This window comes from Pedobacter sp. CG_S7, from assembly GCF_040544395.1.
In the GTDB taxonomy this organism is placed as follows: domain Bacteria; phylum Bacteroidota; class Bacteroidia; order Sphingobacteriales; family Sphingobacteriaceae; genus Pedobacter.
In genome coordinates this window covers 178,536-193,338 of the sequence record NZ_JBEONS010000002.1, presented here as the reverse complement: position 1 = coordinate 193,338, position 14,803 = coordinate 178,536, and the positions used below count along the sequence as shown (strand labels likewise).

Annotated in this window: 10 protein-coding genes; 4 read left to right on the top strand and 6 right to left on the bottom strand. The window is 36.5% G+C overall.

The window, feature by feature from the left end:
- Nucleotides 1–10: 10 nt before the first annotated feature.
- The 4 genes from AAKU52_RS02815 to AAKU52_RS02800 form a co-directional block, all read right to left on the bottom strand.
- Complete coding sequence (locus AAKU52_RS02815) at nt 11–1,489, bottom strand: sensor histidine kinase (RefSeq protein WP_354329993.1); 1,479 nt, start codon at nt 1,487–1,489, stop codon at nt 11–13.
- 162 nt (nt 1,490–1,651) lie between these two features.
- Nucleotides 1,652–2,275 carry a response regulator gene (locus AAKU52_RS02810; protein WP_354329991.1) on the bottom strand — a complete coding sequence of 208 codons (624 nt, stop codon included), beginning with the start codon at nt 2,273–2,275 and terminating at the stop codon, nt 1,652–1,654.
- A 537-nt stretch (nt 2,276–2,812) separates the two neighbouring features.
- Nucleotides 2,813–3,961, bottom strand: a complete 1,149-nt coding sequence (locus AAKU52_RS02805) for a redoxin domain-containing protein (RefSeq protein ID WP_354329989.1) — start codon at nt 3,959–3,961, stop codon at nt 2,813–2,815.
- Between the two features lie 88 nt (nt 3,962–4,049).
- On the bottom strand, nt 4,050–5,231 hold the full coding sequence (locus tag AAKU52_RS02800) for a formimidoylglutamase (protein WP_354330044.1): 1,182 nt from the start codon (nt 5,229–5,231) through the stop codon (nt 4,050–4,052).
- A gap of 74 nt (nt 5,232–5,305) precedes the next feature.
- Between AAKU52_RS02800 and AAKU52_RS02795 the strand changes: the two genes are divergently transcribed.
- The 4 genes from AAKU52_RS02795 to AAKU52_RS02780 all read left to right on the top strand — a co-directional run bounded on the left by AAKU52_RS02795 (nt 5,306) and on the right by AAKU52_RS02780 (nt 11,067).
- A complete protein-coding gene (locus AAKU52_RS02795; protein ID WP_354329987.1) occupies nt 5,306–6,295 on the top strand; it encodes an NAD-dependent epimerase/dehydratase family protein in 990 nt (329 codons plus the stop codon).
- 14 nt (nt 6,296–6,309) lie between these two features.
- Complete coding sequence (locus AAKU52_RS02790; RefSeq protein WP_354329984.1) at nt 6,310–7,605, top strand: HAD-IB family phosphatase; 1,296 nt, start codon at nt 6,310–6,312, stop codon at nt 7,603–7,605.
- 109 nt (nt 7,606–7,714) lie between these two features.
- Nucleotides 7,715–8,779 carry a branched-chain amino acid aminotransferase gene (locus tag AAKU52_RS02785; protein WP_354330042.1) on the top strand — a complete coding sequence of 355 codons (1,065 nt, stop codon included), beginning with the start codon at nt 7,715–7,717 and terminating at the stop codon, nt 8,777–8,779.
- Between the two features lie 167 nt (nt 8,780–8,946).
- Complete coding sequence (locus tag AAKU52_RS02780; protein WP_354329982.1) at nt 8,947–11,067, top strand: S9 family peptidase; 2,121 nt, start codon at nt 8,947–8,949, stop codon at nt 11,065–11,067.
- Nucleotides 11,068–11,110: 43 nt separating this feature from the next.
- On the opposite strand, the gene AAKU52_RS02775 is transcribed toward AAKU52_RS02780, so the two are convergent.
- Together AAKU52_RS02775 and AAKU52_RS02770 are read right to left on the bottom strand one after the other, a co-directional pair.
- The gene (locus tag AAKU52_RS02775; protein WP_354329980.1) at nt 11,111–12,901 is read right to left on the bottom strand and encodes a hypothetical protein; all 1,791 of its coding nucleotides are present in this window, start codon (nt 12,899–12,901) and stop codon (nt 11,111–11,113) included.
- Between the two features lie 42 nt (nt 12,902–12,943).
- Entirely contained in the window at nt 12,944–14,761 is a 1,818-nt protein-coding gene (locus AAKU52_RS02770; protein ID WP_354329978.1) for a hypothetical protein, read from the bottom strand.
- Between the last annotated feature and the right edge of the window lie 42 nt (nt 14,762–14,803).

Below are 14,803 nucleotides of genomic sequence, written 5' to 3'. Positions count from 1 at the left end.
TAGACTTCTATTAATTTAAATTAATTGTGAATTCTGTTTTCCCTAATTTGCTTTTAAAAGAAATATCACCTGCATGCATCTCAATAAAGTTCTTGGTGATAAACATCCCTAACCCCGTTCCTTTAATTAAACGAACATTTTCAGCCCTAAAAAAGGTAACGAATATCTTGTTTTGGGCTTCAATGGGTATTCCTATTCCAAAATCTGTTACCTTGATCTGGTAGTTGTTTTCATTAAAGGTCAAATGGACCAAAGGTTGTCTTTTGCCGGCAGAATATTTGAATGCATTAGAAATTACGTTTGTAATAGCAATTCTAAGTAAAAACGGATCTGCATTTACCATACGGTGGGTACCATTAATTTTCAGGATGGCTGTTTGGTGATCTTCTTGTATCTCTTCCAGATTTTGAATTACTTCCTGAACTAATTCGACCAGATTAACGACTTCCTTCTGACAAATAAAGACTTGAGACTCAATTTTACCTATTATTAAAACCTCTTCCAACAGGTTATTTAAACGCGCTATTTCTAAAAGAATAATTTTTGTATGTCTTAGAACTGATGGATTTTCATTTTTTGAAAGATAGCCTTCTATCAGCTCTATACTTGAAGACATGATTGCTAACGGTATTTTAAATTCATGTGAGGCTAAATTGACAAAACTCGATTTCAACAGGTTGAGTTCCCGCTCAATTTGAAGTGATTTTAAAATTTGTTCTTCTGCTTTTACTCGAAGATCCACGTTCCTTGATGAAGTTACTAATCTTATAGATTTCCCATATTCATCAGATATAACTTTAGTGTTAGATTCAAACCATTTATACGCTCCTCCAGATTTTACTCGAAATCTAAAAGTAATATAGGACTCATAGTCTTTATCACTATTAATTAGCTTTTGATTATTATTCCTTATTCTATCTATATCATCGGGATGGAAGAATGTATATCGGTTTTTACCAAGAAGTTCTCTAGGCAAATAGCCAGTGATTGCACTAAATGATGGAGACACGTACTTATAAATACCATCCATATCGTACATGGAAATCAAGTCGTTGATATTATTAGAAAGCAGCTTAACCATATTTCTGTTTTGCATGTCCATTGTTATGTCCTGCAAAGTTCCGGAAGTGCCAATTATTGCACCGTTTTCATCTTTTACTAAAATTGAAAAAGCTTTGACAAACACAATTTCACCAGATTTGTGGAGATACCTGATTTCATGCGAGCTTGAAGTTTTTTCGCCTCTAATTAAAGGTTCAAGTAACTCAAAATTCCTTTCTACATCATCAGGGTGTAGAAAATTATAAAATGGTTTTCCAATTACCTCAGAAATTTCATAGCCCATTATTCGTTCCCAGGAATGGTTTAAGAAAATCCAGTTCCCCATTTCATCTGTTTGAAAAACAACATCATCAAGATTATCAATTAAGTTTTTATATCGTTTATAGTTTAATTGATCTTCTTGTAGGCTTAGGTTAGACTTTATCAAGGTGTTTTTGCTTGAAGTGAAAATTATAAATAAGGTATTACAACCACTGAAGTAAAAACCTCAAAACACTTATTTAATGCTCATAAAGAGTAGCTGCTGATCTAAATAAATTACGTATATAAATTAAATACGCTTAATGATAAAATTGTATTATAATTAATTTCAATAAACATGGCTTATAGCGATAAGCTCACTTTTAGAATGAATATTTAATTTTTTATATATACTTTTAGAATGCTGATTGATAGTGAAAAAGGTTACATCAAGCACAGCAGCTGCCATTTTATTTGACATTCCAGTTTTCAATAAATAGATAATCTCTATTTCTTTTTTTGTTAAATTAGGATATGCTTCAATTAATGTTTGTTCGTTTTTCTTTAAATGAATTAAATGATTTACAATGGAAGGTGAAAGTGGCATTCCTCCTTCTGACACCTTCAGGAGTGCATCTTTTATAAAATGTAAACTACTCGATTTAAGAAGAAAACCATGGGCTCCTTTTTGAAGCGCTGATTGAGAAATCGCCTGGTCTGATATAGCTGATAAAATGATTATACTCGCTTTTGGGAAATATTGCTTGATCTTATGGATGAAATCTAAGCTATTTCCCGATGGAAGCATGAGGTCTAACAAAATGATATCAGGAGAAACTTCAAAACCATTTTTAAATAATTGTTTAATATCAGGAACTGCAAAAACTATATTAAATATTGACTCATTACTAAAGTATTCTTTATAGTTTTTAAGTAAGGAAACATCATCTTCTATTAAACCAAGTTTTATCATTTAACCAAATATACAAATCATAAATTTAATATATTAGTTGAATATTTAATCACAGGCTAACTAACTCATTTTCCTATAAAACAAACAGTTACGAAGGCCATATATGAAATGTACCCAGACATTTAAAACACATATATTTTTTAAAAGGAAGAAAAGGAAGAAATATTCTCATAAGAATTGACCTTCTAACCCTACAAATATCACCTCTATCCAGGCAACTTTTACATTTTACTACTTTCTTCATCGCCGTCAAAGATGATTATTTTATTTAAACGAAAAAACTACTTAAACAAGTAGTTGTCGCAAATCATTTTATTAAAAAAAAGTAGATAAATTCAACTCTCCATCAGAAAAAATTATACTATAAATTACCCTTTACACAATGTTAACCCAATGGTAACGCAATGTTAGCGCAATGATAACGCAATCATTGATTGTGTTATCATTGCGCTAACACTGTGTAAATAAAACCTTATATACGCAAAGAAGGCTAACCGACATCATCGGTTAGCCTTCTTTAATGGAATGTCTAAATGCTTATTTTTTTAAACCGTCATCCAGCAATTCAGCCAATTTTTGCTGTAAGGCTTCATCTCTAATATTTTTAGCTACAATTTTACCTGTGGGGTCAACTAAAATATTAGACGGGATAGATTGTATACCATACAATTTAGCAACCTCATTATCAAAATATTTCAAATCTGAAACATTTGTCCAAGCTAAACCATCGTCTTTAATTGCTTTTAACCATGCCTCTTTACCATCAGGCCTGTCCAAAGAAACACCTAATATGGTAAAGTTTTTATCTTTATACTTGTTAAAAGCCATCACAACATTGGGGTTTTCCTGGCGACAAGGGCCACACCATGATGCCCAAAAATCTATCAATACATATTTACCTTTAAAATCAGCTAATTTTACCGGCTTGCCATTGGTGTCGTTTTGTGTAAATTCTGCAGCCATGCTACCTATTGCTACCTTTTTAGCACCATTGATGGACTCTCTGATTTTTTGACCAAGAGGTGTTGCTTTTATTGCTGCCGAAAATTTATTAAACTCAGGTTCGGCTTCCGTTGGGTTAATTTCGTAGCCTAAAACGCCTCTAAATGCAGCCAATGCAACATAAGAATCTCTATGCCCATCAATAAACTTTTTATTTAAAGGAATCATTTCTTTTTGCACCAACGCCGCACGGTCTTCCAACGTTTTAATGTAGGCAGGGTCTTGTTGCTCTTCCTTAGTTTTTTTTGAATATTCGGCAATTAATGCCGCCATTTTATCACTTGCCGGTTTAAGCATAGCCAACAACTGCGCATTGTCGTCATTTAATGGGGATCCTTTTATAATTGCTTTTTTCAAAGAATCTGCTGCAGTAAGGCTGATCACTTTATTTTCTAGATAAAGCACTAAACCATCTAGAGCAGCTCTTTTTCCTGCATTTACAGGTGCTCCATCATGCTTTAGCACCAATTGTGCAGAGGTAGGCCCACTTACTTTCCCTTTAAACTCAAAAACACCATTTTTAAGATCTGCCGAATCAAGAACGGCTGTGTTACCTGTTCTATACTGCAGATATGCTTTGGCCGGGCTATTTAAAGTCCCAATTTTCCCCTTTAGGGTATATCCGTCTTGTGCCATTGCTGCCATAGGCAACAATAGGGCTGCGTACAAAATAATTTTCTTCATTTTTATGTTTAAGTTATGCCATCATGTAGGTTAGCGCCTAAACAAAAATAAGTATTGTATTTACTTATTTCTAATTGCCATTATAATATTACAGTAATTTTTGATAGGTGCGCCACCATAAATCAGGTATCTCTCCATTAACAGCAGTATTATAATCTTCATACCGACAAGGGATTAAATGGTAACGCTCATTCTTTGACACCCCGGTTGGGTAAGGAACCTGCATCCACCAACGGTCTGATTTCTTACTTTTCACGAAAACAATCTCTCCGTTCCCTTCGCTTATACTAGCCCTGTAAGTGAGGTATTGTGATTTTGGCATTAATGGAAAATCCCTTTTCCGATGGTAAAAACCATCAATAAAATACCAAACAATTTGTGCTAATAACATTGCCGTCTGACTGCTGCGGTCATAGGCCGGGTTAAACTCATAAAAACCAATAGAGGTTAATTTATCATTCATCCCTGCATAACGGGCAATGGCACATGCCTGTTCTCCATAAAAACCATTCGGACCAGCATTGGCATTGGCCACCGCATCTGAAGACCGTACAGCAGAAATATCAAAACTAATCATGTTGGCATTCCTAATGATAGGCTCTGTTAAGGATATCTCTGTCGTAAATTCTCCCAAACGATGAACATCAAAAAACAATTTGCTCATCACTTTTAAACTATCCTGGCTTACATAATAGGTTTGATAACCGATATTACTGAAATTGAACAGGTAATTAGGCTGGTGAAGAAAAATTTTATTGAGATAGGTGTCTGACTGCGCTTCAATACCTTCATGTTCATCTTCATCTAAATCAAACTTATGATCTACCACCACCAAATCTACTTTTTGCTCTAAGTGCTCATAAGCCAAATATTGCGGATATGTTAAATCTTGTCCCCCACCTATAATAACAGGCACAATGTTCAATTTAATTAATTCCGCTACCACGCTTTTTACCGCAAAGTAAGTGTCAGAGATTGCCGCCCCAGCCTTAATATTACCCAAATCAATAATACGACTTGCAAAATCGCCTTCATTCAGTGTATAAAACTGCGCCCTAAAATAATCCGGCCCAAATGCACAGCCCTCATTATTGATGGCAGCACGGTCGTCTAAAACACCAAAAATGGCAATATCAAAAGTATTCCCTGCCAATTCTGGAAATTCCTTTGTATAAAAATGAGCCTTTAAACCAAGCTGACTATTTAAAAATCCTTGCTTAGGAGTTATTGCATTCAGGTTTACAGGAGAAAAAAAATCTGATAAGGTCATAAAGTAATATAATCTATGGGCACAAATATCTATTTTTGAGGCCATAGATTAATGAACATCCTAAAAATAATGAAATGATATTGGTAACCGGCGCTACTGGATTTCTAGGGGCTGAACTAATCCAACAACTCACCAGGCAGGGAACAAAGGTTGTTGCTTTAAAACGTGAAAGTTCTTTAATTCCTTTGCAACTCGCAGAAAACCCGCTTGTTACATGGGTTATGGCGGATATCAATGATTTGGCCACACTTGAAGATGCTTTTGAAGGCATTACACAGGTTTATCATTGTGCTGCTTTGGTTTCTTTTAACCCGAAAGATAAAGCTGAATTACTCCGGATAAACATTGAAGGCACCAGTAATGTGGTTAACCTTTGCCTGGATCTTAACGTGCGCCTTTTACATGTAAGCTCGGTGGCTGCACTGGGTCAGCCTAAAAAAGGAATGCAAATTACTGAAAATGATTACTGGGTTTATGAAGCCGGGGTTCATTCTTATGCCATTTCAAAATATGAAGGTGAAATGGAAGTGTGGCGCGGCATTACAGAAGGGCTAACGGCCATTATTGTAAATCCTTCGGTTATTATTGGTGCTAATGCTGGTTTTGAAGGTAGTGGCGCAATTTTTAACCTTGTAAAAAAGGGCTTGTCGTATTACACTAATGGAGCCACCGGATTTGTAGATGTGCAGGATGTGGCCAAAGCCATGATTATACTCATGAACTGCAGCTACAAACCTGAAAATAGTATAAGTGGCGAACGCTTTATTATTTCTGCAGAGAATTATACTTATAAGAATTTTTTTGCTGCAATTGCCAAAGGTTTCCAGGTAAAAGCACCAGCAAAAATAGCAAGCCCCTTACTTTTAAACATTGCCTGGCGCGCTACCAAATTAGTTTCCGTTTTTTCGGGAAAGCCAGCAGCATTAACCAGTGCTGCTGCAAAGAGCAGCCTTAAAGTAAGTTTATACAATAACGATAAAATTAGAAAAACCATTAACATGGAGTTTAAACCGCTGGCCGCTAGTATCGCCGAAGTTTGTACCACCCTTGCTAAAAAGGTTTAATTAATATACAGGATATGATCACTAAAAACTTTTACATTATAGATTTCGACAGCACTTTTACACAGGTAGAGGCTTTAGATGAACTAGCTCGAATTTCTTTAAAAAAGCACCCCGATAGAGAGCTTATTTATAAAAAAATCGAAGATTATACCAATTTAGCGATGGAAGGCAAACTTTCTTTTAGTGAAAGCCTTGCCAGGCGCGTTCAATTATTGGAAGCCAATGAAGACCACTTGCAACAGCTCATTAAAAGGCTTAAGAAAAAAGTTTCCAGCTCTTTCTCCCGCAATGCGGATTTCTTTAAAAAACATGCTGATGAAGTTTTAATTGTATCGGGTGGTTTTAAGGAGTTTATTACCCCCGTGGTGAGCCAATACCACATCAAAAAAGAAAATATCTATGCCAATACTTTTGTAACCACCGGCGATGGGAAAATTATAGATTATGACCATGCAAATCCTTTAAGTGAAGAGGGTGGTAAAGTTAAATTAATGCAGCACCTGAACCTGGAAGGCAATCTTTACGGTATTGGTGATGGCTATTCTGATTTCCAGTTAAGGGAAAGCGGCCTTATAAAAAAGTTCTATGCCTTTACAGAGAACATTTCTAGGGAAAGTATCGTTGAAAAAGCCGATCACGTTACCCCAAGTTTCGATGAGTTTTTATATTTAAACAATCTACCAAGGGCTATTTCCTATCCAAAACACCGCATTCTATGCCTGGTTATTGGTGAAGTGCCTGCTGAAAGTATTGAACTACTTAAAAAAGACGGCTTTTCTATTCGCCATAAAACAACTTTTGAAGATAAATATGTGCCCGATGTGCACATGGTGCTGCTTGCCGACAAAGAAAACCTGGACAATGAAAAACTGAAAAAAGCCATAAAGTTAAAAACTATAGGTTATTTGGGTAATTCAAAGAAAATTGACCATGCTACTTGTACTGAAATGGGCATCGTTATTTTCGATGACCTCAAAAACAACCCCCATAACCAAAATTTCATCCCTAAAAGGATGATCGATTTCATGAATACCGGTACCACTTACATGAGTAAGAATTTCCCTAACCTACAATTGCCAAGGATAGAAAAATCACACCGATTGATACATATTCACAAAAATATTCCGGGAATTATGGCGCAAATTAATACCATCCTTGCCAATCATGAAATCAATATTGTAGGTCAATTTTTAATGACCAATGCCAGCATCGGTTATGCCATTATAGATATCAATTCTGCTTACGACAAGGCCCTGTTTAAGGCACTCAAAAAAATTGAACAAACCATTAAATTCAGGGTATTATATTAATCCTTTTATTTGTTGTTAGTGTATGACATAAACTATTAAATCTAAAAATAGGAGGCTTAAAGCTGTTAATTTTTATATACTTTTGTCAGAAATTAAAGAACATACAACAGTGACCGATACTTTAAATATTAAAATAACCAAGGTTGACCAGTCGAGGTTACCTGGTATTAATTTTTCTGATTTACCTTTTGGTAAAGTGTTTTCAGACCACATGTTTATTGCAGAATATGAAAATGGAGTATGGTCTAATTTACAGGTTTTACCCTTTGGTCCAATACCGATGAGCCCGGCTATTTCTGCCCTGCATTATGGTCAGGCAATTTTTGAAGGCATGAAGGCTTATCGCCAGGCTGATGGTAAGATCAGTGTATTTAGAGGCGATAAAAACTTTCAACGCTTTAATAAATCTGCAGTACGTATGGCTATGCCTACCATCCCCAAAGAGATTTTCATGCAGGGTATTGTTGAATTAATTAAAATTGATGAAAAATGGGTGCCTAATCAGGATGGATATTCCCTTTACCTTCGTCCGGTAATGTTTGCTACAGACCCTTACCTGGGAGTTAAAGCCTCAGATAAATATACATTTGCTATATTAACCACCCCTACAGGGCCTTATTACAGCAAGCCGCTAAAAGTTAAAATTGAAACGGAATTTACACGTGCTGATGAAGGTGGTGTGGGTTACGCTAAAACTGCTGGCAATTATGGCCGCTCCATATTTCCTTTTGCCGAAGCAGCTAAAGAAGGTTTTGATCAATTGATTTGGACAGATTCTGCAACTCATGAATATATTGAAGAAGCGGGTACGGCCAATTTAATTTTCGTTATCGACGGCAAACTGGTTACGCCTTCTATTAGAAGTACAGTGTTAGATGGGGTTACCCGCGACACCATTATTCATTTGGCTAAAGAAGCTGGTATTGAAGTTGAAGAAAGACGTATCAGTATTAAAGAAATAATTGAAGGTATAAAAAATGGCACTTTAACTGATGCTTTTGCTGCAGGTACTGCCGCAACAGTAACGCCGATAGGTGAAATCAGTTATCACGGCAAATTATATATTTTAGCAGATCCAGAAACCCGCAGCATCTCTAAAGGAATTGCAAAAACTTTGAACGACATCCGTTATGGTTTGGCTCCTGATAAATTTGGCTGGAACTGGGTATTGTAAATAGTATTCTTAATGTTTACATCGTGCTTGCATTGATGATTTTTTGAGAGGCGCCTTGAACCAGGCGCCTTTCTCTTTACGTAACAACTCAGCATACAATTTTCAAAAAATCTTTACAATCCGTAACTTCCCTAGGTTTTTTAACATCCCAAAATAATTTTACACCGATGAATAAATTTAAATTACTTTGTTTTGCCGCAGCATTTTGCTGTAATTTCACTGTTCATGCCCAGTTAAAAAAACTTAATCAGCAGCAAACTTTTGGTGGCCAACCTGCTATTACCACTAATTTAAACCCTATTTCGGGATGGAGTGATGAAGACCACTACCTAGAGTCAAATTTTAGAACCCGTAACCTGCAGTCGGTCGATATCAATACAGGAGTTAAAGTTGCCTACACTCCACCTCCAAAAAGTGATGTAGAAGTAATGGTTAACGAAAATGATGTATTTATTCAATATGGCAGTCAGCCGGCTAAACGCCTAACAAATAATGTAGAAGAGGAAAAGAACCCTACATTATCTCCTGATGGAAAATATGTTGCTTTTACTCGCAACAATGACCTTTATGCGGTTGATGTGGCTACAGGAAAGGAAATAAGGTATACTACTGATGCTACTGATGTCATTTATAATGGCTATTCTTCCTGGGTTTATTTTGAAGAAATATTAGGCAGACCAACAAAATATAAAGCTTTCTGGTGGTCGCCGGATAGTAAAAAACTTAGTTTCATGCGCTTTGACGACACAAAAGTCCCCATGTTCCCTATCAATGGTTCTACTGGTCAGCATGGCTATACCGAGAAAACACGTTACCCGAAGGCCGGAGATCCTAATCCTGAAGTGCGAATAGGTTTTGTTCCTGCCGCCGGTGGCAAAGTAATTTGGGCAGATTTTAATGAAAAAACGGACCAGTACTTTGGCACTCCGTACTGGAGTTTCGACAGCAGCAGTATGATGGTGCAGTGGATAGACCGTGGACAGGAGAACTTAAAGTTCTACGCGGTTAATCCTTTAAACGGAACTAAAAAAGAGATCTATGATGAAAAACAAACTTCATGGATAGACCTTGATTATAGCGGCCGCATTGAATACCTTAAAGATAATAAGCACTATATACTTAAAAGTGATAAAACTGGATGGGCACATTTCTATTTATATACTCTTGCCGGAAAATTGGTTAATCCGCTGACCAGTGGAAAATGGCAAGTAACCACTCTTTTAAAAGTTGACGAGCAACGAAAGGTCATTTACTTTATGGCCCGTAAAGAAGCTTCGACCCGTACGGACTTATACAGGGTAAATTACAATGGTAAAAACTTGAAACGTTTAACTTTTGGTGATTATACCCACCAGGTAGTACTTGCTCCTTCAGGAAAGAAATTTATTACAACCTATTCTAATGTAACTACGCCACCAAAAAGAGCGCTGGTAGATAACAATGGTAAAGTGATCAAGGAACTTGCTGACAGCAAATCAGCTGATTTTAAACAGTATGCCTTTGGTAAAACAGAAATGATCACCATTCCTTCTGCTGATGGTTATGATTTACCTGCCGTGATTACTTACCCTACTGATTTCGATCAAACTAAAAGATATCCCGTAATCTTTAGTATTTATGGTGGCCCAAATGCTGGTACTGTTACCAATACCTGGAAAGGAACTGCAAACCAATGGTGGGCTAATGAAGGGATTGTTCAAATTGCGGTTGATCATCGTGCTTCTGGTCAGTTTGGTAAAGCAGGAGTGGCCTTAATGCATCGCAATTTAGGCAAATGGGAAATGAAGGATTACATGACAGCAGGCAAATGGCTGAAAGCACAACCATGGGTTGACCCTTCAAAATTATTGATTACCGGACATAGTTATGGGGGATATATGACTTGCATGGCTTTAACTTATGGTGCTGAGGTATTTGATTTTGGCTATGCTGGTGCACCTGTTACCAGCTGGGAGTTGTATGACAGTCATTATACCGAACGTTTTATGGACACCCCACAAGAAAACCCGGAAGGTTATAAAAATGCATCTGTATTAACTTATGCAGACCAATACAAAGGCTTACTGCGCATTATGCATGGCGACATGGATGATAATGTGCACATGCAAAACACCATACAACTGGTGGATAAAATGCAAGACTTAAACAAGCATTTTGAACTCATGATTTATCCTGGTGGCCGACATGGCTGGGGCGGGGTGAAAAGTACTCATGACAGGTCTGAAAGGATACGTTTTTATTACAAAACACTGCTTGAAAAACCTGTACCTGAAGAATTGTTGAAATAATGATTGATAAGCCGGCATCTTTTCCAATGTCGGCTTTTTATTTTTATTTCTTCTTTTGTCTTCTTTTTTCTCTAAGGACCTTTCGCTTATCCCGATCGACTTTCATTTTTTCGAACTTAGCAACCTGCGCCTTGATTTGTGCTTCTTTCTGTGGAGTAACACCTACGCTATACCTAATTCCCTGAAAAAGGGATTTCCAGATAAAGTTAAAAAAAGAACGGCTAGGTTTGCGATCGTAAGCTATTTTTGCAGCCGTAAACACACCTCTCTTATTCGGGTTATCGGGATTAATGATAAGCTGATTGGCTAGGAACGACAAAAGTCCTTGCCTGCTTAACCCAGGTTTTCCAACTTCTTTTTTCAACAAAGCAATGGCCAGGTCATTATACCTGAATTCCAGATCACCTAACGCCTTATATTTATTAGCTTTGATATGGAAAGTCAACTTTTTAACCATGCCATTTTTGATATGCACCAGCCCAAGAGGCTTAGTTACACTATTGAGTGTTGAACCATTTAAGCCATGCAATTCACCAGAATAAGAAAAATTACCATTTGTAGAAATAAGGTTAAAATCAAACTGCGTATCCAACCTGCCCTGTCCCATCATTAGAGTACTAAAATTGGCCTTCATGATTGGATTTACCTCGGTTGCTTTTAAGTTGTTAGTAATATTAGCCACCGTACCAGAAGTTTTTTCAAAAGTAACCTTTCCTTTCTGCTTGCTATCGCGGTCATATTCTGTATAACTAATATCAATATTTGAAAGATTCAGTTTTTTTATCGTGATTTTAGATTGTAATTGCTGCAATAACTGATGCGGAAAATGGCCGGTTTTATCGGACTGAATACTAGGCAATGCATTGTTGTTAAATACAGCAAAATTCCCATCCCTGATGTTCATCTCCGTAGCGTAAAACTCCAGCTTTTTAACAAATAATGGAAAGTCGATGCCTTTAAAATTAACATTACTGAGCTGTATGTTAAAGCGGTCTTTCGCAAAGCCGATTTTCTTGGCGAATTCCATTTCACTGTATCTGGGCACTAAAGCAAGTTTCTTAATGTTCAGTGCACCAGTAGTCCCGGTAAAGTTAATTTCACTGGCCTTCACATGGTAGAGGCTGTCTGAAGTAGCATAAGAGTAATCACTCAGCTGCAACGTCAGCTCTTTTAATAAATAAAACCTGGTTGTATCTTCAGCAGATTTTGAATCAATCAACCAATCTTGAAGTGTTATGTTTAAATTTTCCAGTGAATCAATAATAGGGATAGACTGGTTATGATTGATGTATTTGAAATTGATTTCCCTAAAATTTATAGTGGCCACCCGAACTTCCTTCAAAAATTTAGAGATAAAGTTATAAGGTGATTGAACGGGCCTGGGAGGCTTGTTTTCGTTATAAGCATATTGCTTGTTAACCATCGTGATTTTAGGACGCAGTACATCTATCTCATCGATATTCAACTTTTTACTCCTGAAAACCCGCAAAGGATGAACATTATGGATGGAAAGTTTTTTTAATTGTATATAATAGACATTATTGGGTGCCGATTTTGAGGAGATCAATGCTCGTAGAACATTGGTATCAGGAAAAAACTTAACATTATTCAGGTTTGCATCACCAGTGAGACAATTAACGCTTATACCAGAAAACTGAATGCTATAAAGGTTGTTGGTTGAATTCGAGACCAGCGCTTTTAGTTGTTTCGCTAGAATAGGTTTTACCCTAAAATTTATATAAAGCGATACAGAACCAAAAACGAGCAAAAAACATGCGGCAATGATGACCAGCCATTTGAAAAATTGGTGCGTTTTATAGAGATTTTTAAGCATAGGCAGCAAGCAAAACTATTACAATATACAATTTTGTAGCTATTAAGCCTTAGTTGTTTTTTTATCGGCCTTTTTTTTCTTTTCTTTTATACGCTCTTCTTTTCTTTCCTGGCGCTTTTCCTGACGTTCCTGCTTTTTTTCGGATACTTTATCATAGGCTTTTTCAGGGCCCTTTATGGGTACCACACCTATTCCGATAGTTTCACGGATACCCATAAAAACACTTTTCCACAACAGGTTGAAAAAAGAGGCAGCATGGGTTCTTTTGAAGTTAACTTCTGCTACACGCACATCTTCCCCTTTGGATGGATTATTATGTTTAATGACAATCGTATTAGCTAAAAAAGATAAAAAGCCTTTCTTTTTGGTCGCCTCGCCATCTTCACCTTCTTTTAGCAGGGCAACTTTTAAATTAGTATAGTAAAACCGCACGGTTCCTCGGGAGCCCTGCAAATTACCCTTAATATTGAAATCTGCCTTTTGCACTTTTCCTTGCTCTATTTTAACGAGTCCGAGCGATTTAGATACTGGATTTAAAGCAGTCATATTCATCGGACCGATTTTACCACTGTAACTAAATGCGCCGTTTTTTGATGTCAGGTTCAAATTTAAATGGATGTTAATTTGGGCAGCTTTAATAATTCGAGCACTTAAATTAGCGATGGCATGGTTATTTTTCGTTAACTGCAAGGAATCATTGGTCACATTGAGGATAGTTCCATTTAAATTCTCCAGGTCCACCGTTCCTCTTTTTTGAGTGATTGGGTTGTATTCTGTATAGGCTACGTGAATGTTGTTAATTTTTACGGTATCAATATGCAACTGTAAAGGCAACCTTTGTAAAGCAAGATGAGGATAATTTTTTCCCTTGTCAATTGGCGGGGGAGGCATTTCTCGACTCAAAAAAACAGCGACTTTAGCCGGGCCTAATGTTAGGGACTGGGCATGGAGACTGCCTTCCTGGTTTAACTTAACCAAATCAATACCACTGAAGTTCATTTTTTTAAATTTCAAATCATAACGGTCTTTTTGTGTTTTATATTTCCGGGTAAAAGCCAAATCGGCATACTTTGGCAACATATAAAAGCCATTCACATGAAGCTTCTTTCCCTTTACTGACCCGGTAATTGTATCAGCTTTAAAGGTATACATCTTATCTTTGCTTAAAGATTTATAGTCAATCAGCTCAAAAGAAATATCTTTTGTATAATAAATACGTGAGGTATCAGTTTGAGAAAGGGAATCTAAAAGGAAATCGTCCACACTAACATTTAAATGTTTTATAGCATGTTGCTTTTTTCCATTATCGCCATTAATATAAGTAAAATCTGCAGCTATAATATTGATTTTCCGCACCCTAATGGATTTTAATGTCTTTGATATTTGCTCATAAAGTGTCTTTTGGCCAACAATTGTATCCGGTCTTTTCTCAACGTTGTGATGAATTAAAGTAATAGAAGGCTTATTCAGAATAACAGCCTTCATGTCTAACTTCTTTTTAAAATAAGTCGTTAAAATTCCTACTCCACTAAACTGCAACTGGTCTAAGTTTAATTGCATCAAATAGGCTGGTGCGAGTTTGATTTTTTTTAAAGCATCAAATACAGCAGTATCAGGTATCAGGGTTACACTATCCAGCGTAGCACTACTAGTAAGCAGGTTAAGGTGAATATCTTTAAAATCTATTTTGTAAAGGTGATGTGAGCCATCATACACGCTAGCTTTGATCTTTTCACTCAGCAGAGGCTTCCATTTTGCACTTAAGTAAAGTGCGGCACTTCCAAAAAGGATAATTAAAAAAAGAAAAATTCCAATCACCCATTTCCATACCTTATTTAAACCAACATTATTTTGAATCATACCATTTTTTTGTAAAATACACAATACAATATCTCTGCCACT

Bases quoted from the DNA above. Each gene is read 5' to 3' on its own strand.
- AAKU52_RS02810 (WP_354329991.1), bottom strand. From the start codon at position 2,275: ATGATAAAACTTGGTTTAATAGAAGATGATGTTTCCTTACTTAAAAAC.
- AAKU52_RS02805 (WP_354329989.1), bottom strand. From the start codon at position 3,961: ATGAAGAAAATTATTTTGTACGCAGCCCTATTGTTGCCTATGGCAGCA.
- AAKU52_RS02800 (WP_354330044.1), bottom strand. From the start codon at position 5,231: ATGACCTTATCAGATTTTTTTTCTCCTGTAAACCTGAATGCAATAACT.
- AAKU52_RS02795 (WP_354329987.1), top strand. From the start codon at position 5,306: ATGATATTGGTAACCGGCGCTACTGGATTTCTAGGGGCTGAACTAATC.
- AAKU52_RS02790 (WP_354329984.1), top strand. From the start codon at position 6,310: ATGATCACTAAAAACTTTTACATTATAGATTTCGACAGCACTTTTACA.
- AAKU52_RS02780 (WP_354329982.1), top strand. From the start codon at position 8,947: ATGAATAAATTTAAATTACTTTGTTTTGCCGCAGCATTTTGCTGTAAT.
- AAKU52_RS02775 (WP_354329980.1), bottom strand. From the start codon at position 12,901: ATGCTTAAAAATCTCTATAAAACGCACCAATTTTTCAAATGGCTGGTC.
- AAKU52_RS02770 (WP_354329978.1), bottom strand. From the start codon at position 14,761: ATGATTCAAAATAATGTTGGTTTAAATAAGGTATGGAAATGGGTGATT.